At 68.0% G+C, this 21,861-nt stretch carries 17 protein-coding genes and 2 tRNA genes; 7 read left to right on the plus strand and 12 right to left on the minus strand.

From position 1 onward, the window contains the following. Positions 1-10: 10 nt before the first annotated feature. The 4 genes from EDM04_RS11975 to EDM04_RS11990 form a co-directional block, all read right to left on the minus strand. Positions 11-1,474 carry a DHH family phosphoesterase gene (locus tag EDM04_RS11975; RefSeq protein ID WP_123622410.1) on the minus strand — a complete coding sequence of 488 codons (1,464 nt, stop codon included), beginning with the start codon at positions 1,472-1,474 and terminating at the stop codon, positions 11-13. A gap of 54 nt (positions 1,475-1,528) precedes the next feature. Continuing rightward, positions 1,529-4,237: a TRAP transporter fused permease subunit gene (locus EDM04_RS11980; RefSeq protein WP_123622412.1), complete on the minus strand. Its 2,709-nt coding sequence runs from the start codon at positions 4,235-4,237 to the stop codon at positions 1,529-1,531. A gap of 69 nt (positions 4,238-4,306) precedes the next feature. After that, entirely contained in the window at positions 4,307-4,765 is a 459-nt protein-coding gene (locus tag EDM04_RS11985; RefSeq protein ID WP_241154903.1) for a DUF1850 domain-containing protein, read from the minus strand. A 64-nt stretch (positions 4,766-4,829) separates the two neighbouring features. Beyond that, complete coding sequence (locus tag EDM04_RS11990) at positions 4,830-5,906, minus strand: TAXI family TRAP transporter solute-binding subunit (RefSeq protein WP_123622416.1); 1,077 nt, start codon at positions 5,904-5,906, stop codon at positions 4,830-4,832. A gap of 163 nt (positions 5,907-6,069) precedes the next feature. Between EDM04_RS11990 and EDM04_RS11995 the strand changes: the two genes are divergently transcribed. Then, positions 6,070-6,143: transfer RNA gene (locus EDM04_RS11995), tRNA-Lys, on the plus strand. A 181-nt stretch (positions 6,144-6,324) separates the two neighbouring features. On the opposite strand, the gene EDM04_RS12000 is transcribed toward EDM04_RS11995, so the two are convergent. Further along, entirely contained in the window at positions 6,325-7,947 is a 1,623-nt protein-coding gene (locus EDM04_RS12000; protein WP_123622418.1) for a PGF-CTERM sorting domain-containing protein, read from the minus strand. A 1,105-nt stretch (positions 7,948-9,052) separates the two neighbouring features. On the opposite strand from EDM04_RS12000, the gene EDM04_RS12005 reads away from it, so the two are divergent. Continuing rightward, positions 9,053-9,790, plus strand: a complete 738-nt coding sequence (locus EDM04_RS12005) for an SDR family oxidoreductase (RefSeq protein ID WP_123622420.1) — start codon at positions 9,053-9,055, stop codon at positions 9,788-9,790. 286 nt (positions 9,791-10,076) lie between these two features. Further along, entirely contained in the window at positions 10,077-11,375 is a 1,299-nt protein-coding gene (locus tag EDM04_RS12010; protein WP_123622422.1) for an MFS transporter, read from the plus strand. Positions 11,376-11,415: 40 nt separating this feature from the next. On the opposite strand, the gene EDM04_RS12015 is transcribed toward EDM04_RS12010, so the two are convergent. From EDM04_RS12015 to thrS, 4 genes are all read right to left on the minus strand, one after another. Further along, positions 11,416-12,138, minus strand: a complete 723-nt coding sequence (locus EDM04_RS12015) for a class I SAM-dependent methyltransferase (protein WP_123622423.1) — start codon at positions 12,136-12,138, stop codon at positions 11,416-11,418. Positions 12,139-12,252: 114 nt separating this feature from the next. Next, positions 12,253-13,362, minus strand: coding sequence for a guanosine monophosphate reductase (locus tag EDM04_RS12020; protein ID WP_123622425.1), 1,110 nt, complete (start codon positions 13,360-13,362; stop codon positions 12,253-12,255). 97 nt (positions 13,363-13,459) lie between these two features. Then, the gene (locus EDM04_RS12025; protein ID WP_123622427.1) at positions 13,460-14,626 is read right to left on the minus strand and encodes an alanine--glyoxylate aminotransferase family protein; all 1,167 of its coding nucleotides are present in this window, start codon (positions 14,624-14,626) and stop codon (positions 13,460-13,462) included. 76 nt (positions 14,627-14,702) lie between these two features. Beyond that, positions 14,703-16,679, minus strand: coding sequence for a threonine--tRNA ligase (gene thrS, locus EDM04_RS12030; RefSeq protein WP_206424460.1), 1,977 nt, complete (start codon positions 16,677-16,679; stop codon positions 14,703-14,705). A gap of 111 nt (positions 16,680-16,790) precedes the next feature. Between thrS and EDM04_RS12035 the strand changes: the two genes are divergently transcribed. Beyond that, positions 16,791-17,771, plus strand: coding sequence for a PLP-dependent cysteine synthase family protein (locus tag EDM04_RS12035; RefSeq protein WP_123622431.1), 981 nt, complete (start codon positions 16,791-16,793; stop codon positions 17,769-17,771). A 28-nt stretch (positions 17,772-17,799) separates the two neighbouring features. On the opposite strand, the gene EDM04_RS12040 is transcribed toward EDM04_RS12035, so the two are convergent. After that, positions 17,800-18,222, minus strand: coding sequence for a CoA-binding protein (locus EDM04_RS12040; RefSeq protein WP_123622434.1), 423 nt, complete (start codon positions 18,220-18,222; stop codon positions 17,800-17,802). 100 nt (positions 18,223-18,322) lie between these two features. Next, positions 18,323-18,925, minus strand: coding sequence for a recombinase RecA (locus tag EDM04_RS12045; protein WP_123622436.1), 603 nt, complete (start codon positions 18,923-18,925; stop codon positions 18,323-18,325). Positions 18,926-19,139: 214 nt separating this feature from the next. Between EDM04_RS12045 and EDM04_RS12050 the strand changes: the two genes are divergently transcribed. Next, positions 19,140-19,214: transfer RNA gene (locus EDM04_RS12050), tRNA-Arg, on the plus strand. A 249-nt stretch (positions 19,215-19,463) separates the two neighbouring features. Further along, positions 19,464-20,120, plus strand: coding sequence for a hypothetical protein (locus EDM04_RS12055; RefSeq protein ID WP_123622438.1), 657 nt, complete (start codon positions 19,464-19,466; stop codon positions 20,118-20,120). Positions 20,121-20,184: 64 nt separating this feature from the next. Here the strand turns inward: EDM04_RS12055 and EDM04_RS12060 are convergent, their stop codons facing one another. Continuing rightward, positions 20,185-21,288: a radical SAM protein gene (locus EDM04_RS12060; protein ID WP_123622440.1), complete on the minus strand. Its 1,104-nt coding sequence runs from the start codon at positions 21,286-21,288 to the stop codon at positions 20,185-20,187. 126 nt (positions 21,289-21,414) lie between these two features. Here EDM04_RS12060 and EDM04_RS12065 point away from each other — a divergent pair, with 126 nt between their 5' ends. Continuing rightward, entirely contained in the window at positions 21,415-21,843 is a 429-nt protein-coding gene (locus EDM04_RS12065) for a universal stress protein (RefSeq protein WP_123622442.1), read from the plus strand. The last annotated feature ends 18 nt before the right edge of the window (positions 21,844-21,861 follow it).

Below are 21,861 nucleotides of genomic sequence, written 5' to 3' on the forward strand. Positions count from 1 at the left end.
TCCGGCGGGCCTACGAGCCGTTCCCGCTCTCGCCGCCGCCCTCGACTCCGAACGCGTCGAACAGCTTCCGGCGGACGGCCTCCTCGGTGAGGTGGAGCAGGGTGTCGCGGTTGTCGCCGCTCGACTGGATCCCGGTGAAGATGCCGAGCGGGATCTCGAGCGAGCCCTGCGTCGAGTGGCCCGCGGCGTCCCCCATCTCGGAGAACGCCTCGTCGAGGACGTTACCGATGTTCAGCCGGATGTCCTTCGAGCGCGCCGCGAGGTAGATGGTGTCGTCGGCGATCCCGAGGACGGCCGTCGTCGTGATCCCCTCCAAGTTGAGCAGGTGTTGGGCCGCCTGCGCGAGCGCCTCGCGGTCGCGGATGAACCCGGCCGTCGAGAAGAGGTGGCTCCCCTGCACCTCGCGGTTCTGGATCGCCTCCGCGAGCACGTCCAGCGTCTCCGGGCTCATCGACGGCGACTCCACCTGTTCGAGCGTGTCGTGGTTCGCGAACGGGTGGAGGTAGGCGGCCGCCGTCAGGTCCGCGGGCGTCGTGTCCCGCTTGAAGTCGAGCGTCTCGGCGCGGATCCCGTAGAGGAGGGCGGTCGCGACCGCCTCCGTCGGCGACTGGTCGAACTCCTGGAGGTACTTCGTGAGGATCGTCGACGTCGAGGAGACGTTGGTCCGCACGTCGACGAACCGGGCGTCGAAGGGGACCTCCGCCTCCAGGTGGTCGAGGTAGATATCGATCTCGACGTCGAAGTCGAAGCCGTCCTCGGCCGACTTCGCGAGGTCGACCGCGGCGACCGTCCCGTACTCCGAGAGGTCCGGCGCGTCCGAGCGGGCCAGCAGGTCGATCCCGAGGAGGTTGACGAACGCCCGGTTCTCCTGGTGGCCCACGTCGCCGGAGTAGAGGATGTCCGCCTCCACGCCGAACGCGTCGGCGATGGCCTGCAGCGCGGTCGCCGACGCGATGGAGTCCGGCTCCGGGTTGTCGTGGGTCAAGATCGCCATCCGCCCCTCCCCGCCCTCGATGATCTCCGCGAGCTGGCGCGCCATGTACTCCAGCTCGCCGGTCTCTAACGACTGGAGCGCACTGTCGGCGATCACCGTCGAGGGGTTGATAACCACGTCCGCGCCGCGATCGCGCAGCTCGTCCTCGCTGACGGGGTCCGAGGCGCGGACGACGACGTAGTGGTCGCCGCCCGTGTCGCGCACCGCCGAGACGGCCGCCTTGTTGGCCTCGACGTCGCTCGCTAAGATCAACACGATGTCTCGGTCGTCGAGCGCCTCGACCACGTCCGAGTCGGCGATGTCCTGCACGCGGGCGTTGAGGTCCTGATCGCGGAGCGCCTCGACCCTGCTCTCGTCGCGGTCGAGGATGAGCACGTCCTTACCGCGACCGGTCAGGTCCTCCGCGACGGCGTGCCCGACGCTCCCACAGCCGAGGATCGCGTATCGCGTTCGCGCCGATCCGGATGGCCCACTACTCATTGCCCGTGATTTCCGCGGGACGACACTTAACGAGTGCGCTCTCCGCGCGGAGACCTACTGCGTGGCCGCCGTCTGGGAGTCCCGCCGCCCGCGCCTGTTCGACTCGTCTTCCTCGTGATCGTCGCCGTCCGCCCGCCGGCGGTTGCGGACGAGACCGATCACGAGCAGCGCGGCGCCGACGCCCCGAGCGACGAGCTCGTTCGTGATCGAGTTCAGCGCGACGTCGACGCCGACGAGCCCGAACGCGGCGCTCGCCGGCAACAGCACCATGGCGGGGACCGACAGCAACACCGCGGCGGCGATGAGCGCGACGCGCGACCCGGACCGCACGTCGGTGTGGTAGTAGCCGATGATCGCGACGCCGAGCGCGTACACGCCGGCGAACACCGCGACGACCGGGGCGACGACCTCGGGCAGGAAGAACCCGAGGTCGGAGACGTCGGCGCCGGTCAGAATCGATCCCTGTCCGTCGGTCGTGCGGAGCAGCAGGATTCCGGGCGAGAACACGAACGCGAACGGAACGAGGATCTTGTTCAGCGAGAGCAGGAACGCCTGCTTGCCGGTATCGAAGGGGTCGGACTTCGCGATCCCGGCCGCGGCGTACGCGGCGACCATCACGGGCGGCGTCACGTCCGCCATCAGCCCGAGGTAGAGGACGAACAGGTGGACCGCTAAGATCGCGATCCCGAAATCGGGGAGGACGGGGCCGAGCAGTACGACGATGATGATGTACATCACCGTCGTCGGCATTCCCATCCCGACGATCACGGCCGCGAGGCCGGCGAGGATCAACAGCAGGACGAGCGACCCGCCGCTCACGCTAATGATGAGCGCCCGGAGGCTGCCGCCGAGCCCGGTGATCCCGATGACGCCGGGGATGATCCCGGCGGCGGCGACCGCGACGACCACGATGGTCGCGGTCTTCGCGCCGGAGTCCATCGCCTTCAGCACGAACGACCCAAACTGGCCGGCCCGCGACGACGCGACCTCGGAGCCGGTCCGCTCGTCGAACCACGTCGCCGCGTCGATCACGTCGTCGTCGAGGTCGAGCAGGGGCGCGTCCCCACGCGGGTCGGCGAGGAGGAAGGCGACGCTGATCGCCGTGATGATCGTCGGCAGCGAGGATGCGGCCTCTCTGAGCGCGCCAGCCGCGCCGTACTCCGCGGCCTCGGCGCCGTACGCCAACTCGATCGGCGTCACGCCGAGGGATGCCAACGAGACGGCGAACAGCGCGTAGCCGGCCGCGATCGCCCCGACGAGGTACTGTCCCGTCCGCTCGTTGTAGGCGGCGACCATGGCGATGAGCGCTACGGTCGCGATGATCGTGAGCCACCCGGCGCGGCCCACGGAGAGCCGGGCGATCACGAGGTAGTACAGGAGGAGCCCGAGCGGGACCAGATAGAACCAGCCGCGACGCATGTGCGGGCCCATGTCGAGCAGCTCGGACCGATTCAGCCCGCCGATCCCGTGTTTGGCTGCCTCGAAGTGGACCATCACCCACATCCCGAAGAAGAAGGCGATGGCCGGCAGCGTCGCGGCGATCACCACGTCGCGGAACGGCGTCCCCGTGTACTCGACGATGAGGAACGCGGCCGCGCCCATCACCGGCGGGAGGATCTGGCCGCCGGAGGAGACCGACGACTCCACCGCGCCGGAGAACTCCGGCGAGTAGCCGGAGCGTTTCATCAGCGGGATCGTCAGCGCGCCGGTGGTCACCGTGTTCGCGACCGAGGAGCCGGAGAGCATCCCCATGAACCCGGAGGCGACGACGCTCGCCTTCGCCGGGCCGCCCTTCCGCGTGCCCGTGATCGAGTACGCCAGATCGATGAACCACTTGCCGGCGCCGGACATCTCCAGGAACGCCCCGAAGAGGATGAAGATGTAGATGAATCGCACGGAGACGCCGACCGGCACGCCTAAGATTCCCTCGACCGTGTACCAGAGGTTCTGGACGATCTGGTTCCAGCGCAGCTCCGAGGTGGCGAACGTCTGCGCGATCGGCAGGTCGCGCGGCAGGAGGTACCCGTACTTTGCGTACAGGAGGAAGAGGCTCACGAGTATCGTGAGCAGCAGCCCCAGCGCGCGCCGCGTCGCCTCCAACACGAGGAGGATCGCGAGCACTCCCATCAGGTACGCGAGGCTGTAGTCGGTGAGGAACCCGACCTCCGCGAACGAGAGCCACGGGACGACCTCGCCGAGCGTGCCCGCGCCGCCGAGTCCCCGCACGCGGATGATGTCCGTGATCTCGTCGTACCGGGTGAGATAATAGAGGGTCGGGAACGTCGACAGCAGGACCAGCCCGAGGTCCGACGGCGTGATCCGGGTCGACTCCTCGTCGACGAACAGCCACCAGACGCCCCGTCGAACTCCCTCGGTCGCTCGCGTCACCGGCGAGTCGCCGAGCCTGTCTCGCGCGAGCGAGGGGAGCGCGGCGATCCGGCTCGTGATCGCCCCGCTACCGCCCGATCCCGGGAACAGGAGGAACGCCATCACGAGCGCGAAGTTGACGTGGATCGCGCGCACCTGCAGCGAGGAGAGCGCGCCGAGCCGCACCGTGGTGAGGCCCGGGATCGTGAACTCGAAGACGAACCCCCGAGCGCCGAGCCACAGCTGGTACGCCGAGAAGGCGATCCCGACGAGCGCGACGGCGACCAGCGAGGCCCCCCTCAGCGAGCGTCGGTTGTCGATCTCCTCGAATACCTGATCGGCCGCTTCGGTCCCTTCCGCGTCCGGTTCGATCCCGTCTGATGTGTTCGTCGTCACAGTTGTGTCACCCTCTCGTGTCCCTGTCTCGTTCCCGTCTTCCCGTGTCGGCGGACGCGACGGCGACCGCTACAGCCGCGGCGCCACCCGCCGCTCGACCGTCAGCTCGACGGCCCCGCCGTCGGTCATCCCCGCGATGTCGTACCGCTCGTCGCCGACGATCAGGTCGTGGTCGGCGACGTGACCCGTCTTCAGGTGTAGCGTCTCGTGCGACTCGGACGGCGGTTCGAAGACGTACCGTCCGTCGCGCTCCGTCACGTCCGCCTGCGACGGGAGCCCGGCCCCGAAGGAGCTGAACTCCATCCGAGTCATCACCAGCTCCCCGTCCCTCGGGACGTACACGTCTCGGACGGTCGTCTTCTCGACGCTGTGCGTGTACTCGATGGCGATCTCCGTGTCGTCGGAGACCGGAGCCGTCACCAGCTCGGTACCGCTCTCGTCGGTCACGACCAGCGTCGGGCCGCCGGCGACGGCGTCGACCGCGCCGGTGGCGAACGCCGCCCCCGTCGCGGCTACGAGGATCGCCACGACGGCGACCGCGACGAGGGCGGTTCCGCGTCGGCCCGACGGGAGTCGCGACCGGAACGCCACGCTACTCGAAGTAGCGGGCCGCGCCCTCGTGCAGTTCGATCGACATCCCGTCCTGCGCGGAGTCGACGGTGATGAAGTCCGTCTTGATCGACAGCTGATCGAGGTTCTCGAAGATGGCCTCGGTGACCGCCTCAACCGCGTCGGCGGAGTACTCGGACCGGGTCGCGATCATCGCCTGCACGGAGACGGTGTCGACGTCCTCGTCGATGCCCTCGTAGGTGCCGCCGGGGATCGTGTCGTCCGCGAACCACGACGCGTCGTCGCGGGCCGCCTGCCGCTCCTCGTCGGACATGTTGAGGATCTGCACGTCCGTGGTCGTCGCGAGTTCCTCAATCGCGCCCACGGGCCACCCGCCGACGACGAACGCCGCGTCGACGTCGCCGTCGCGGAGCTGGTTGGCCGCCTGCGTGAAGTCGGTGTTCTGCTCCTCGAAGTCGTCGGTCGTGAGACCGGCCGCCGACTCGAGGATCTGAAGCGCGTTCACCTGCGTCCCGCTGCCGAGGTCGCCGGTGTTGACGCGCATGCCCTCGAGGTCGGACAGCGAGCTCACGTCGGCCTCGGGGTTGAGGAGGACGTGGATCGTCTCCGGGTACAGCGTCGCGACGCCGCGGAGGTTCTCGACCGGGGAGCCGTCGAACGCGTCGAGGCCCTCGCCGTTGCGGGCGAAGTAGGCGACGTCGTTCTGGATCAGCGCGAAGTCGGCGTCGCCGTTGCCGAGGCTGCCGACGTTCTCGACCGACGCGCCCGTCGAGGAGACCTCGACCGGGTAGTCGGTGTTGTCCTCGATGATTCCCTCGAACTCGCCGGACAGCGGGAAGTAGGTCCCTCCCGTGCCGCCGGCGTGCCAGCGGATGACGTCTTGGCTGCCTCCGTCGTCGCCGTCGGAACCGTCGGAGCCATCGGAACCGTCGCTGCCGTCGCTGCCGTCGCTTCCGTCGCTTCCGTCACTGCCGTCTTCACCGTCGGAGCCGTCGCCGCCGTTATCCGAACAGCCGGCGATGCCGACGACGCCGGCCGCGGCCGCCCCGCGGAGGAGCGTCCGACGGTCGATACGTTCGCTGATTGGGTTGTCTGACATACGACATGTAGTACACAACGGGAGTTGATAACGGTTTCCCATGAGAATGTCCGCTTCGATCAGAGTATCTCGGTTACATCCGTCGGTTTCTCGATCAGACGACACGATCCGATCGCCGCCGAATGAAAAGGCCTTTTACGTCGACGGGGGTACGATTGAGTGAGGGCCGGTAGCTCAGTTAGGGAGAGCGACGGACTCTTAATCCGTCGGTCGCGTGTTCAAATCGCGCCCGGCCCGCTTTCTCGCCGCGAGCAATCTCGCGAGCGGCGAGTATCGGACCCTGCGAGATTTGAACGCAGGGAGGTCGCGCGCAGCGGAAGCGAGCACGTCCGACCGTGTGTTACAAATCGCGCCCGGCCCGTTTTTACTGAACCGCTGAACGTCCGCGACGCGAGCGTCCGCCCCGATCGGCTCGCCGTCACGATTTCCGAAACCGGACAGCGAGCGCTGTCACGAGGAGCGCGAGCACGGCGGCGATCGCGCCGAACCCGGGAACGCTCTCGTCGGTTTCGGCGTCCGCCGGCGGCGCGTCGTCGTCGGTCTCGAACACGGTGATCGTGCCGACCTCCTCATCCTCGAGTGACACCGGCCCGCTCTCGCTCGGTTCGAACCCGATCTCGACGGTCGTGTTCTCGCCCGGTTCGAGCGTCACCTCCCGTTCGGCGACGGACTCGTTGTTCATGCTGACGGTGAGATTTCGAGTCGCCGGGAGGTCTCCGGGATTCCTCACCGCGGCCCGGACCGTCGTTTCGTACCCCGCTCGAACCCGGTCCGCGGGGACCGCTCCGTCGACGACGTCGACGCGTCCGGGTTCGAGCGCGACGACGGCGACGGGCGAGGCCGCAGGCAGCGTCGCGGCGTGAGCGTCCCCGTCCACCTCGTGCGTGACGTCGGCCGTCGTCCATTCGCCGTCGACGTACCGTAACACCTCGACGTCTTCCGGACCCAACCCGTCCGGGATCGCCTCCTCGTCGACGTCGAACCGGAGCGTCGTCCCGCTCGTGTTCGCGGCGTCGAGCGACGAGGTGAACTCCACGTATCCGAGCGCCGTCCCGTGGGGGACGGGATCGCGACCTTCCGGCTCGGCCGTCGGCCGTCCGACCGTCGTCTCGAACGACTCCCGGTCACCGGCCGGATCCACGCCGACCGAGGAAACCGACAGGGCGGGCTGTCCCTCCGACGGGCCGGCGAGATCCACGGCGAGATCGTACTGCCCGTCGGTCGCGCCGTCGACGTCGAGGGTGACGGCCTCGTCCGATTCGGACCGGACCACGGTCGGCCCCTCGTCCCCGGTCGTGCTGGATCCCGAAGAGCTCGAAGAGCTCGACGGGTCAGACGATCCGGACGAGCCAGACGAGTCTGATGAATCAGTCGACTCAGAGGGTTCGGTGGAGTCGGTCTCTATCCCGTCCGTTTCGTTCGTCCCGGTCGGATCGGTCTCATTCCGGTCGGCGGGATCGGTCTGCTCGTCTGTTTCGTTGAAACCGGTCTCGTTCTGCTCGGCGGTCTCGTTCTGCTCGGCAGGCTCATCAGACTCGTCCGTTTCGTTCGTCTCGGTAGGTCCGTCTGTCTCGTCCGTTTCGTTCGTCGCGGTAGGCTCATCTGTCCCGTCCGTCCCGTTTTGATCGGCGGTGTCGTTCTGGTCGGCAGGCTCATCAGACTCGTCCGTTTCGTTCGTCTCGGTAGGTCCGTCTGTCCCGTCCGCTCCGTCCGTCTCGTTCTGCTCGGCGGTGTCATTCTGCTCGGCAGATTCATCAGACTCGCTCGTTCCGTCCGTCTCGTTCCGCTCGAGGGGATCGTCAGAATCGGTCCCGGTATCGTTGGTGCCCGAGCCGATCTCCGAGTCGTTGGTGGACGATCCCGTCTCCGTGTCGTTGGTGGACGCTCCCGTCTCCGTGTCGTTGGTGGACGCTCCCGTTTCCGTATCGTTAGTGGATGCTCCAGTCTCCGTCTCATTGGTGTCGGGAGCGTCCACCTGCAGCTCGACGGCGTCGCCGGCTGCCGAAACGCCGATGCCAGTGCTTCCCGAGAGAACCAGCACTGCGAAGATTACCACAGCACAGATCCAGATAACGGCACTCTTGCGACCGGACATAAGTGTCCGAGCCGACCCAAAGCCATTGTTATATGCGCTGAATGTCGGATTAAGGCAACCTTAGTGGCGGTTCTCACGCCAGTGGTGCGAGTCGGTCGACACCGGATCCCTCGATCCGACGTCGACGGCGTCCGGGAGTCCGGAGCGACGGGCTAATCGGTACTGCTAGGAGACGAGAGGTGGGCCCTCCGGCCGTCCGTGCGTCTCTTGCCGGCCCGACGCGAGGAAGCCGACCCGCGGAGTCGACCGATTTGACCGTGGAGCCACGGGTCAGTGACCGTAGCCGAAGCCGTGAGTTTCCGTCTCGTACCGCTGTGAGTTTCCCTCGAAACAGCTTTATTGAAATAATTTTTTCAGACATATTTTCGTCTGAAACATCTGGTCGCTAAAGAAGACTTACCGATCGATAGCGGGAGTACGTTTCGCAAATCGGTTGATCGGTCGTTTATAAGTGGTCGCTGATGACGTTGCGGTGACGACCTCCAAAGCCCCAGCCGCGAGGACTCGCGCGGCTCGCTGTCGTTCGAGACGCCGAAGGCGTCTCGTGATGACGAAACGGCGAAGCCGTTTCGAACCACGCGCTTCAGTCGCTCACTTCGTTCGCTCCTTGCAGTGCTTGCGTCGCCGTGCTTCGTCCTCGCGACTGCCCCTTTGAGTCCCACCCGACCGCACCGCCCCTCACCTCACGCCTCCCCAGCCTCGTCGCTGGCGGCGATAGCCGCCAGCGACTCCCTCGCGCGTGCACCTCACGCCCTTCGGGCGCTCGGCGGCACGCGCCACCGCATTGTCCTTTATAAATGCTCGTCGCCGTCACTCACGGCTTTTTTAAATACTGTCTCGCGGACACCGATCTGCAATACCCACTCCCGCTATCGATCACCACAGCTCCCGTACTGACCGAGCGAGACCAAACTATCAACTGCTGAGCTTTTCAATAGGCCCGCGAAACCGGTTGTAGGCGTCGGGTGCGCTCTTGGGGGCGTGTGCCGTCGAGCGAGTCCCATGTTATCCGACCCGATCTATTATCTCCGTCGTCGACGAGGACTCACGCATGGGGACGCTCGACGACACGACGGTACTGGTAACGGGCGCGAGTTCCGGGATCGGCGAGGCGACCGCGCACGCGCTCGCGGAGCGCGGAGCGAACGTCGCGCTCCTCGCTCGCCGCCGCGAGGCGCTGGAGGCGGTCGCGGAGACGCTGGAGGCGGACTACGGCGCGCGAGCGGCCGTCGTCGACGGCGACGTCCGCGAACGCGAGACCGCCGAGGCCGCGGTCGAGTCGGTCGTCGATCGCTTCGGCGGGCTCGACGCGGTCGTCTCCAACGCGGGGATCGGTCGCGGCGGCGACGTGGAGTCGATGACCGACGAGGAGTACTTCGCCATGCAGGAGACGAACGTCGACGGGACGTTCTTCCTCACCCGGACGGCGCTCCCGGAGTTACGGGAAAGCGAGGGAACGCTCGTCGTGGTCGGGAGCTTCGCGGGGCAGTACCCCCGCTCGTACAACCCGGTGTACGCCGCGACGAAGTGGTGGACGCGGGGCTTCGCCCACAGCGTCGCGGCGCAGGTCGGCGACGAGGGCGTGGCCGTCTCCGTCGTGAACCCCTCCGAGGTGCGCACCGAGTTCGGCAGCGAGGACGGCGACCCGTTCGAGGAGCGCTTCGAGCCCGGAACGGTGACCGAGCCCGAGGAGATCGCCGAGGCGATCGCCTTCGCGGTCACGCGAGAGGGGTCGACGGCACAGGAGATCGACCTCTTCCGGAGGGACAAGTTCGCCGACATGCAGTGAGGCGGTCGTAGACGGGGGACGAGCGTTGGCGGGGACGGAGGGAGGACCGTGGCGGTCCGACCTCACCCCTCGCCGCCCTCGATCCGCGCACCGCACTCCGGACAGACCTCGTCGGCGCACGAGACCGCGAGGTCGCACTCCGGACAGAACCGGCGGTCGCAGGCGGGGTCTCCCATACCCGTGCGTCCGCCCGGCCGCCGCATAAGTCCGACGGCGGACCTACCGATCCGGCCCGTCGGACGCTTCGAACCGAAACCCATTTTGAACGGGTACGCGCCGATCCGGTGTGAGCAACGCGGACGCGGGCAACGGGGCGAAGCGATCGCAGTTCTGGGCGCTCTACCTCACCCGATTCGCCGAGGGGTTCGGGTTCATCACCCTACTGACGCTGCTTCCGACGTACATCAACGCGCTGGACCCCCAGTCGACGACGGTGCTCGGCCTCACCGTCTCGGCCGGGTTCATCATCGGGATGTACACCACGGGGTTCACGCTCGCGCAGACCGTCGCCGTGATCCCGCTGGCGTGGGCTGGCGACCGGCTCGACAAGCGGCTCGTCCTCCTCGTCGTTCTGGGCGTCGGCGCCGGCGTGTACGCCCTGTTCCCGCTTGTTGACTCCTCCACCTCGTTCATCCTCGTCAGGGCGCTGCAGGGGTTCGTCGTCACCGGCGCGGGGCTGATGACGCTCTCGCTGGTCGGCCAGATCGCGGACGTCGGCACGCGCGCGGACAAGATCGGGAAGGCGAACGCCGCCGCCTTCGCCGCGTCCATCGTCGGGTCGCTCGGCGCGGGCGCGGTGTACGACGCGGTCGGATTCGGACCGGTCTTCGCCATCATCACCGCGCTCATGGTGGTCGCGTGGGTGATCACCTGGGGCGTCCTCGATCCGGACCCGACCCGGGTCAAGGGGTTCCCGTTCACCGACCTCGCGGTCAACCGGAAGATCCTCACGATGACGAGCTTCCGGGCGCAGTACGCCTTCGCGGTGACGATGGTGCGGACGTGGATCCCGATCTACGCCGGCACGGAGCTGGCCGCGGGCGGGCTCGCGGTCGGCGCGACCGCGGTCGCGGTGACGGTCACCGCCGAGAAGGCGACCAACATGGTCGGCCAGCTGTTCACCGGCCGGCTCTCGGACGCCTACGGTCGGTCGCTGTTCGTCTTCGCCGGCGGCGGCACCTATGGACTAGTCGCGATGGCGATCCCCTTTTCGGCCGCGATCGGGACCGGAGTCGGCACCGAGGTGACGCTCCCGATCCTCGGCGAGCTGCCGCCGGCGTACCTGCCGCTCGTCGCCTTCTCCGGGCTGCTCGGCGTCGCAGACTCCTTCCGCGAGCCGGCGAGCATGGCGCTGTTCGCCGACGAGGGGACCGACGACGGGGGCGTCGCGTCCAGCTTCGGCATCCGCGAGCTCGTCTGGCGACCGGGCTCCGTGGCGGGGCCCCTCATCGCCGGCTGGCTGATGGTCGAGGTGAGCATGGCGTCCGTCTTCTACGTCGGCGGCGCGTTCGCGATCACCGGCGTGCTCGCGTTCCTCGCCATCCTCGCGCACGACCACGGGCACGCGGCGCTGTCGGCGTGGTAGGGCGGGATCTCTGCTCTCGTTGCCCGCCCCGTGATCCCACCTACCGCTTCCGGAGCGCGGCCCGGTAGTGCGGTCCCTCCCCCGTCCCCTCGCGGTCGATCGCCTCGATCTCCCATCCGGTCCCAATTGCCGCCTCGCGGAGCCGATCCGGCGAGAACAGCCTGAAGCGGAGCGTCGGGTCCGTCTCCCCGTCGTACGCGAACCACATGACGCGGTGCGCGAGCCCCGGCGTCGGGTCTTCGCGGTACCCGAGGAGGTCCGCGGCCTCGGGGTGGTCCGGGTCGTAGCAGTCGACCACGGCGGTCGCGTCTCGCGCCGTCACGAACGCGAGGTCGCCGAGGAACTCGGTGAGCCCCCGAACCGACCCGGCCAGTCCGATCTGGGTGCCGATCGCGAGCGCCGACCCGAACCGGTCGCGCTCGAACGACTCCCGGAGCGCGAACATGTCGCCCTCGCGGGCGTCCGCGACGCCGCGGTCCCGCATCGTCTCGACGAGCGCGGGACTCGGTTCGAGCGCGACCGTCTCGAACTCCTCCTGGAAGTACAGCGCGTGCCGGCCCGCCCCGGCGCCGAGGTCGACGAGGGGGCCCCGAAGCCGGGACGCCAGCCATTCGCGATCCGAGTCCTCGCTCGGGTCGAAGTCGGTGAAGTAGAACGCCTCGATCGGGTGTTCGTGGGTTTCCTCTCCGTCGCCCTGTCGGAGGGGTCGGGTCCGGTCGCCACGGTGGTGGTCGCGGATCGCTCGCCCGAACGCGTCGGTCATGGTTCGAGCGACCCGCGTCACCCTGAAAAACTGCACGCGAGTTAGTCACACAACCTCATGGTAGGTCTGCGCAATCCGACACCGGTCAGGTCTCGGAACGGCCGAAACGGCCCCTCAGTCGTCGCTTTCGGCCGCCGATCCCCCGGTCGAGTCGGCGACCCGTTTCGTCTCGCTGTCCACGCTGATCCCCTCCCAGTCGTCGTCGGTGTGGAACCCTTCGCGCTCCTTCGCGCCGGGCGCGACGCGGATGAACTCGGCTCTATCGCGGGCGCGCTCGATCGTGTGTCCGCCGCAGTACGAGAGTCCCGAGCGGATCCCCTGACAGAACTCCCCGGCGACCGTCGCGACCGGTCCCTTGTACGGCGTCAGCGCCTCGACGCCTTCGTCGGCGCCGACGTTCTCGCCCTTGTCGTCGCGGTCCTCGGCGGCGGCGGTCGTCGCCATCCCGCGCGACCGCTTGTAGCGCGTCCCGTCGACCTCGACGACCGCGCCGGGCGCCTCCTCCGTGCCGGCGAAGAGGCTCCCGAGCATCACCGTGTCGGCGCCCGCCATCAGCGCCTTCACCGCGTCGCCGGAGGTGCGGATCCCGCCGTCGGCGCAGACCGTCACGTCCAGGTCCTCGGCCGCGGTCGCGCAGTCGTCGACCGCGGTCAGCTGCGGTACGCCGGCGCCGGCGACCTTCCGCGTGGTGCAGTGCGAGCCCGGGCCGATTCCGACCTTCACGCAGTCGGCGCCGGCGGCCGCGAGGTCCTCGACGCCCGCGGGGGTGGCCACGTTGCCCGCGACTAGGTCCGTGTCCGGGAACTCCTCGGCGAGGCGCTCGACCGCCGTGATCGTCCGTTCGAGGTGACCGTGCGCGACGTCGACGACGAGCGCGTCCACGTCGGCCGCGACCAGCGCGGCGCTCCGGGACAGGTAGTCCTCGTTGATGCCGACCGCGGCGGCGACCCGCTCGCCGGTCGCGGCCACGTCTTCGACCTGTGTCGCCTGCTCGTCGACGGTGAGAAAGCGGTGGAGGACCCCGATCCCGCCGGCGCGGGAGAGCTCGATCGCCAGCTCCGCCTCCGTGACGGTGTCCATCGCCGCCGAGACGAGCGGTGTCTCCAGCTCGACGCCCGGCGTGAGTTGCGTCGAGAGGTCTACGTCGCTCCGGCTGTCGACCGGCGACCGCTGCGGTACGAGCAGCACGTCCCCGTAGCTCAGTCCGGTTCGTAGATCGTTCATACCCTTACCGAGGGGAGGGACACTAACTGATAAACCCCTCGGCGGCGGGCGGGGACGCGGCCGGAGCGGTTCCGACGCTCTCGGGGGTACCGGCCGACTAGAACCCCTGCTCCGCCAGCGCGTCCTCCAGCGCCGCGAGGACGTACTCGACGTTCTTCGGGCGGGCGGACCGGCCCATACAGCCGATCCGCCAGATGTCGCCCTCGAGGTCGCCGAGCCCGGACGCGATCTCGAGGTCGTACTCCGCGAGGAGGTGGTCGATGACGGCGCCGTCGTCGATCCCGTCCGGGACCCGCACCGCGTTCAGGCTCGGGAGCCAGTACTCGTCGGGGGCGTTCATCTCCAGTCCCAGGTCCTGTAGCCCCGCCTTCAGGTCGCCGGCGACCTCGCGGTGTCGCGCCCACCGCGCTTCGATCCCCTCCTCGGCGACGAGGCGGAGCGCCTCGCGGAGCGCGTACACGTTGGTGATCGGCGCGGTGTGGTGGTACGCGCGGTCGTCCCCCCAGTACCCCTCCAAAAGCGAGAGGTCGAGGTACCACGAACGAGGCCGTTCGTCGCGGTCGAGCACCTTGTCCATCGCGCGGTCGTTGAGCGTGAGCGGGCTCGCGCCGGGCGGACACGAGAGGCACTTCTGCGGCCCGGAGTAGGCGGCGTCGATCCCCCACTCGTCGACGCGCAGTTCGACGCCCCCCAGCGAGGTGACGGTGTCGGCGATCACGAGCGCGTCGTGGTCGTGTGCGATCTCGGTCAGCTCGGGGACGTTCGGCTGGAGGACCCCGGTGGAGGTCTCCGCGTGGACGAACCCGAACACGTCCGGCTGGTGTTCGTCGAACGCGCGCTCCACGTCGACCGGGTCGAGGGGCTCGCCCCACGGAGCCGTTACCTCGACGACCTCGCCGCCGGCGCGCTCGGCCATCGACTTCATCCGCCCGCCGAAGTAGCCGTTCGTCGGGACCAACATCGTGTCGCCCGGCTCGACGAGGTTACCGATGGCGGCCTCCATCGACGCGGAACCGGTCCCGGACACCGGGATCGTCCACTTGTTGTCGGTCCGGAACGTGTAGCGAAGCAGCTCCTGTACCTCGTCCATGATCTCCACGAACGAGGGGTCGAGGTGGCCGACCAGCGGCGTGCTCATCGCCTTGAGAACGCGCGGGTGAACGTCGCTCGGACCGGGGCCCATCAGCGTTCGGTCCGGCGGCGTCAGCTCGCCCACGTCGGGGGCGTCGTCTTCCCGCTTGGTCAGCGCGGATGCGTCACTCATGCGAGAGTCTATCCAGAGGAAGGGCAAAAGTACGACGAAACGCGAGAGGCGGGGTTGACCGTTCGCCCCCGAGACCCTACTCCGCGTCGACGAACTCCGGCTCCGTCCGCTTCTCGTCGCGCTCGTCGACGAGGTGGTCGACGAAGTCGTCGAGGTCGACGTCGCCGCGCTGGTTCTCGAAGCGGTCGCGGACCGAGACCGTGCCGGCCTCCTGCTCGTCGTCGCCGACGATCACCATGTACGGGAGGCGGTCGTCGTGGCCGGCGCGGATCTTGCGGCCGACCGTCCAGTCGCGGTCCTCGACCTCGACGCGGAAGCCGGCGTCCTCCAGCTCGTTTTTGACGCGGTGCGCGTAGCCGAGCGTCTCGTCGGAGACGGGGAGGATGCGGACCTGCTCGGGCGCGAGCCACAGCGGGAAGTCGCCGTCGAAGTGCTCGATGAGCACCATGAAGAAGCGCTCGTAGCTCCCGTACAGAGCCCGGTGGATCATCACCGGCTGGTGGTCCTCGTTGTCCTCGCCCGTGTAGGTCAGATCGAACCGGTCGGGCATGTTGAAGTCGAGCTGGACCGTCGGGCCGTCCCAGACCCGTCCCAGCGCGTCCTCGAACCCGAAGTCGATCTTCGGGCCGTAGAAGGCGCCGTCGCCGGGCTCGACGTCGTAGTCGTAGCCGCCCGACTCCAGCACGTCGCGGAGCTGTTCCTCCGCGGACTCCCAGATCTCGTCGCCGCCGACGGACTTGTCGGGGCGGGTCGCCAGCGCGACCTCGACGTCGAGGTCGAGCGTCTCGACGACCTCGAAGATCATCTCGATGACGGACTCGATCTCCTGGCGGATCTGGTCCGGTCGGACGAACAGGTGCCCGTCGTCGATGGTGAACGACCAGACGCGCGAGAGCCCGGAGAGCTCGCCGCGCTGTTCCTTCCGGTACACCTTCCCGTTCTCGAAGTAGCGCTGCGGGAGGTCGCGGTACGACCACGACTGCTGGTCGAAGATCGTCGCGTGGCCCGGGCAGTTCATCGGCTTGAGCCCGTACTCCTCGTCGTTCACGTCGAGGAGGAACATGTCGTCTTTGTAGTTCTCGTAGTGGCCGGACTGCTTCCACAGCTCCGTCCGGAACACGTGCGGGGTCTCGACCTCCTCGTAGCCGTGCTCGCGGTTGAGCTCGTTCGCGAAGTCCGACAGCTCCCGGAGCACGGTCTTCCCCGGCGGGTGGTACAGCGGGAGGCCGGGGCCGGTCACCGTCGGGATCGAGAACAGGTTCATCTCCTGTCCGATCTTCCGGTGGTCGCGCTCCATCGCCTCCTCGCGCATCTCCAAGTGCTCCTCGAGGTCGGACTCGGAGGCGAACGCCGTCCCGTACACGCGGGTGAGCGTGTCGTTGTCCTCGTCGCCGCGCCAGTAAGCGGCCGAGACCTCCAAGAGCGTCGCCGCGCCGATCTCGCCGGTCGACTCGACGTGCGGGCCCCGACAGAGGTCGCGCCAGCCGTCCTGCGCGTAGAAGGTGACCTCCTCGTCGTCGGCCTCCTCCGCTAAGATCTGCAGTTTGTACTCGTTGTCGGCGTAGATCTCCTTGGCCTCCTCGCTCGAGCGGACCTCGCGCTCGATGTCGTAGTCGGCCGCGATGATGTCGTCCATCTCGTCTTCGATGGCGTCGAGGTCGTCCTCGTCGAGGTCCACGTCGGTCACGTCGTAGTAGAACCCGTCGTCGGTCGGGGGGCCGATCGTGAGCGTCGCCTGCGGGTAGAGCCGCTGGAGCGCCTGCGCGAAGACGTGGGCCGCGGAGTGGCGTAGCACCGTGAGGTACTCGTCGGACTGGTCCGTGACGATCTCGATCCGCGCGCCGTCGTGGACCGCCGCGTGCTTCTCGACGAGTTCGCCGTCGATCTTCCCCGCGACCGTGTCGCGACCGAGCCCGGGGCCGATCTCGAAGGCGACGTCCTCGACTGTCGCCCCCGCCGGAACGTCCAGCTCTGATCCGTCCGGAAGGACGACCGTCACGTCGGCCTGCGCATCGGTCTCGCTCATATCTCTTCGGAACCGGACGAGGGGCATAAGTTTGTTCGATCCCCGGCACGGTCTCACGCGCGGCGAGGCGGCGTTCGCGAGGGATCGACCGCACCGATCATGGAAACACGCAAAAGGGCCGGCAACGATTGCGGCAACATGACGACCCATCGGGAGCCCCTCTCGTCGGTGTTGGAGACGATCGGGGAGACGCCGCTCGTCCGGGTGCACGACTCCCCGGACGAGGTGCCGGTGTACGCGAAGCTGGAGTCGTTCAACCCCGGTGCGAGCATCAAGGACCGCATCGGGAAGTACATGCTCGAACGCATGCTCGAACGCGGCGACGTGGGTGAAGGCGGCACCGTCGTCGAGCCCACCGCGGGCAACACCGGGATCGGGCTGGCGGTCGCCGCCAGACAGCTGGGGCTGAACGCGGTGTTCGTCGTCCCCGAGCGGTTCTCGGTGGAGAAACAGCAGCTCATGCGTGCGCTCGGCGCCGAGGTGGTCAACACCCCGAGCGAGGACGGGATGGGGTTCGCCATCGATCGCGCCCACGAGATCGCCGAGGAGCTCGACGACGCGGTCGTTCCTCAGCAGTTCTCGAACCCGCTCAACGCCGAGGCGCACTACGCGACCACCGCCCCCGAGATCGGCGACGCGCTCGACGACAGGGTCGGTGCCGTCGTCGCCGGCTGCGGCACCGCCGGGACGCTGATGGGGATGGCCCGCTACTTCCGCGAGCGGCATCCCGACACCCACGTCGTCGCCGTCGAGCCCGCCGGTTCCGCGTACCGCGAGTTCCTCGGCGAGGAGGTCGACCACGAGGAGTACAAGACCGAGGGGATCGGCACCCACGACATCGAGCGGAACGAGCTGTTCGACCCGGAGCTCGTCGACGACATTCGGGCTATCCCCGACCGTGAGGTCCACGGGGAGATGGGTCGGCTCGCGGCCGAGGAGGGACAGCTCGTCGCCTCCTCCGCGGCCGCGAACGCGATCGCGGCCAAGCGGGTCGCTCGCGGGATCCGCGACGGCGAGATCGACGCCCCCTACGAGACGGTCGCCACCGTGTTCGCCGACTCCTCAGAGCGATACCTCTCGAAGGGCGTGTACCGCTCCTTCGAGGAGTGGGAAGGATAGGGATCGAGGCGTCGTCTGATTCGCTTCGCTACCCGCGAAGCCGCCCGTGTTCGACTTTCATACACCGGTCCTGAACGACTTCGATCCCGTCGGCCTCCGCCTCCGCGGCCGCCTCGTCGTGGCTGATCCCCAACTGGAGCCACGCCGCGCCCGCGTCGCCGCGCTCCGCGTGTCGCTCGCGCACGGCGCCGAGGACCTCCGGCACCTCCCCGCTCGGGCGGAACACGTTCACGAGGTCCACGTCGGCCTCCACCTCGGCCAGTTCGTCGTACGCCGTCTCGCCGAGCACCTCGTCGGCGAAGGGGTTCACCGGGATCACGTGGTACCCGTGCTGCTGGAGGTACGCCGGCACGTCGTGGGCGGCCTTCCCGGGCGTCGTCGAGCAGCCGATTACGGCGATCGTGTCGGCGTCGAGCAGTCGATCGAGTCCCTCGTCGTCGGTGATGGGCATAGCTGTGTGTACGCGGTTGCGAGGATTAAAACGCCCGCCGGCGAAGATGTTATCCAGCTGAAACGCACGGCGGCGCGGGCGAATCGGGTCTCCGACCGGCTCAGGCAAGCCGGATCTTCGGCTCGCCGTCCTCGGGAACCGTGATGACGCCGTCGAAGAGCTGTTTGAGGGTGTTCATCGCCTGCTCGTCGTGAGAGGTCGAGTCGATGCTGAACAGCCCGAGGCCGTTCACGCTCTGGATCCGACCGGTGAACACGTGGAGAAAGCGGAACACCGTCTGGAGGTCCGAGTACATCAGCAGCGTCGACAGCGAGTGGACCATCACGCGGTTCTCCTCGATCCCGCGATCGCTGAACGCCTGCAGGAATTCCGAGAGCTTGATCCCGATGCCCGTCATGTCCACGGGCGAGGAGGCGTACTTGATCCGATCGGACTCGCGGGCGTCGCTGACGCCCTGCTGGCGGGTGACGCAGTCGACGACCGCCACCGGCTTCCCCTCGTAGGGCGTCCGCTTCTTGTAATCTCTCAGGACGCGGTCGGCACCGTCCTTCGTGGTGACGACGATCGCGCCGTCACCGTGCTCGGTCCCGGCCGCCAACAGGTCCATCATGAGCGACCGCTTGCCCGTGAGCGGCGGCCCGGTGAGAAGGAGGTTCGTCCCGGGTTCGACCTCCTCGTCGAAGTGTGGCCTCAGGTCATACATGGGCGTACCTCAGCGACGACGGAACCGACTCGGGCCACTCGTTCGGCGATGACGCCGTACGACCAAGACACATCTACTACGGGAACCATGCCGGGTCCCGATAATATTCTTTTTGATCACATATGACATCGGGATCGCTGACATCGACCCCAGACGGTCCATAGCGATTTCGAATCGCGGGACTTAACATCCTCACCGAAGTAGCGAGGCGTACGGGCGCTTAGCTCAGTCTGGATAGAGTGCTTGGCTTCGGACCAAGCTGTCGCGGGTTCAAATCCTGCAGCGCCCATCCGAAATTAAGCCGGATCAGAGTAAAATAAAATCAACTTCTAGAGCCGTCTACGGCTCCCAATTCGGCGGATTCGCGTTTCTCAAAATCGCCGATTTTCTGGCGACCATTTGGTTCCGAAAAACGGCCCCTCACAGTCGGGCGATTTGCTTCGCAGGCCGGACACGATGTCTCGAAGGAGGTGACTCAGTCCCGATCAAACGCCATATCTAGCTGCCACGCGTTCGGTGTTCTGAGAGGCGCTTCAGTATGGGATCCGAAGAAACGCGGAACGCCGATCGTCGCCGCCGAGCGCGGAGGTGGAGCGGTGCGGCCGCTATCGTCGGGACGCTACTCGCGGTCGGCCTTCCGTGGATACAGATCGCCGTCTTCGGAACCCGCCCCTACGTCACGAGCGCCTTCGATGCGGGCTCGCTCGTCGGCTGGGTACTGATGCTTGCCGGTCTCGGAGGCGTCTCCGCGACGATCGGAGATCGATTCGGCCGACTGGGCCGCGCCAGCGTCGCCGCGACGGCGGTCGGAATGGCGATCGTTTCCGCGCTGTTGGTTCGCCGGACAGCGCTGTTCGTCGAGGCGGGGTTCCGAGCGGTTCCGGCGACGGGCGAGGATCCGGCGGGCCTCCTACTTTCGATGGCGACGCTGCTCGGACTGACCCTCACGGTCGCCGGCGCCGGCGGGATCGGGCTTGCCCTCCGCCGAGGTGAAAAACGGGCCTCCGTCACGTCGTGGCTGCTGCTACTCGCGCCAGCGATTCCGCTCGTTCTGATCGCCGCCGATCTGCTGTTCGGCCTCCCGCTACCGCTTGCACGGCTTCTCGTCCGGACGAACGCGGTCCTCATCCCGCTCGGTCTGGGATGGCTGGCACTCGGCGTGCGGCTAGTTTCACACACCCGCCCACACGCATAGCGCAGGGTTCGGTTCGCCACGGTACGCATCGTCGCCCACGCCGTCGACGGTCCCACGCCGCGACTCAGTCCGCGGCGTCGGGCGTGCCGGTCGATGCACCCGCTCCGCCGGCGAGCGTCGCCGGCAACTCGCCGTCGTATCCCTCCGGCACGTACGGACACAGGGGATCGCTCTCCAGCGGGTCTCCAGTCGTCGCGAACGCCCGCGAGCGACTTCCGCCGCACACCTGCCGGAACTCGCAGGCGCCGCACTTCCCCTTCAGCCGGTCGGGATCGCGCAGCGACTCGAACAGGTCCGTGTTCCGGTAGATGTCGACGATCGACCGCTCGTGGACGTTACCGGCGGACTCCGGGAGGAACCCCGACGGGTACGCCTCGCCGGTGTGGCTCACGAACGCGAACCCGCGGCCGGCGGTGATCCCGCCGCGCCGCCGGACCGCACCCTTGTTGCCGTCTGACTGGAGCCCGACGCGGCGGTAGAAGGGCGCTTCGGTCGTCTTGACGCCGAACGGCTCCGACTCGGCGACCCCGTGGAGCCACTCCATCACGGCCTCGGCCCGCTCCGGCGGGATGGGGTCGAGGATCCGTCCCCGACCGACGGGAACGAGGAAGAACACGCTCCAGAGGACCGCGCCGAGGTCCCGCACCCGGTCGCGGATCGCCGGGAGCTCGTCGACGGTCTCCGCGCAGACGGTCGTGTTGATCTGCAGCGGCAGACCCGCGTCGGACGCCGCCTCTGCCGCTTCGAGGGTGCTCTCGAAGCTCTCCTCGCCCCGGAATCGGTCGTGGCGCTCGCGCGTCGCGCCATCGAGACTGAGCGCCATCCGCCGGATCCCGGCGTCGGCGAGATCCTCGACCCGGGCGGGCGTCAGCGACCCCGTCCCGCTGGGGGTGATCGTCATTCGAAGGCCCTGGTCGTCACCGTGCGCGACCAGCTCCAACAGGTCGTCTCTGGCGAGCGGGTCGCCGCCCGAGAGCACGACGAGCTGTCCGTCCCCGAATTCCGCCGCGTCGTCGAGGAGCCGTTTCCCCTCCTCGGTCGTCAGCTCGTCCGGGTGACGCGCCGGCTTCGCGTCGGCGCGGCAGTGACGGCAGGCGAGCCCGCACGCCTGCGTCACCTCCCAGATGAGAACCAGCGGTCGCCGGTCCGTGTCGAGGTCGTCGAACATCAGCTTACTCGGAGTTTTCGCCCTATCCGTTTGGGTCCGATCCCGAACGTGTTCACGCGCGGCGGGCTACATTCGTGGCGCCCCGATAGGCCCCGGTTTGATACCGTCACCCGTCGAAGGCGACGTATGACCGACGACGTGCTCGTCGCGATGGACGACTCGCCGCTGAGCCGCGAGGCGCTCGCGTTCGCCTTCGAAACGTTCCCGGACGCGCAGATCACCGTCGTCCACGTCGCCTACCCCGACTTCGACATGCTCCCTGAGGACACGGAGGAGGTCTTTCAAGCGCCGATCGACGAACTCGACGACGTGGGCGATGAGACGGCCACGTCGGTGTTCGACGCCGTTCGCGAGGTCGCCGGCGATCGCGACGTGGCGGTCACCTTCCTCACGGGCGAGGCGGAGCGCCGGATCGCCGAGTACGTCGAAGCGGAAGGCTTCGATCACGTCGTGCTCGGAACGCACGGTCGCTCGGGGCTCTCACGGGCCCTCATCGGAAGCGTCGCCGAGGCAGTCACCCGAGAGACCACGGTTCCGACGACGCTGGTGAAATAAGCGACTCGGGTGACATCG

Source organism: Halorubrum sp. CSM-61 (assembly GCF_003781945.1).
GTDB lineage: Archaea > Halobacteriota > Halobacteria > Halobacteriales > Haloferacaceae > Halorubrum.

Excerpts from the sequence above, each read along its gene's own strand:
- EDM04_RS11975 (WP_123622410.1), bottom strand. The coding sequence starts at position 1,474 with ATGAGTAGTGGGCCATCCGGATCGGCGCGAACGCGATACGCGATCCTC.
- EDM04_RS11990 (WP_123622416.1), bottom strand. The coding sequence starts at position 5,906 with ATGTCAGACAACCCAATCAGCGAACGTATCGACCGTCGGACGCTCCTC.
- EDM04_RS12005 (WP_123622420.1), top strand. The coding sequence starts at position 9,053 with ATGGGGACGCTCGACGACACGACGGTACTGGTAACGGGCGCGAGTTCC.
- EDM04_RS12015 (WP_123622423.1), bottom strand. The coding sequence starts at position 12,138 with ATGACCGACGCGTTCGGGCGAGCGATCCGCGACCACCACCGTGGCGAC.
- EDM04_RS12020 (WP_123622425.1), bottom strand. The coding sequence starts at position 13,362 with ATGAACGATCTACGAACCGGACTGAGCTACGGGGACGTGCTGCTCGTA.
- EDM04_RS12025 (WP_123622427.1), bottom strand. The coding sequence starts at position 14,626 with ATGAGTGACGCATCCGCGCTGACCAAGCGGGAAGACGACGCCCCCGAC.
- thrS (WP_206424460.1), bottom strand. The coding sequence starts at position 16,679 with ATGCCCCTCGTCCGGTTCCGAAGAGATATGAGCGAGACCGATGCGCAG.
- EDM04_RS12035 (WP_123622431.1), top strand. The coding sequence starts at position 16,791 with ATGACGACCCATCGGGAGCCCCTCTCGTCGGTGTTGGAGACGATCGGG.
- EDM04_RS12040 (WP_123622434.1), bottom strand. The coding sequence starts at position 18,222 with ATGCCCATCACCGACGACGAGGGACTCGATCGACTGCTCGACGCCGAC.
- EDM04_RS12045 (WP_123622436.1), bottom strand. The coding sequence starts at position 18,925 with ATGTATGACCTGAGGCCACACTTCGACGAGGAGGTCGAACCCGGGACG.
- EDM04_RS12055 (WP_123622438.1), top strand. The coding sequence starts at position 19,464 with ATGGGATCCGAAGAAACGCGGAACGCCGATCGTCGCCGCCGAGCGCGG.
- EDM04_RS12060 (WP_123622440.1), bottom strand. The coding sequence starts at position 21,288 with ATGTTCGACGACCTCGACACGGACCGGCGACCGCTGGTTCTCATCTGG.
- EDM04_RS12065 (WP_123622442.1), top strand. The coding sequence starts at position 21,415 with ATGACCGACGACGTGCTCGTCGCGATGGACGACTCGCCGCTGAGCCGC.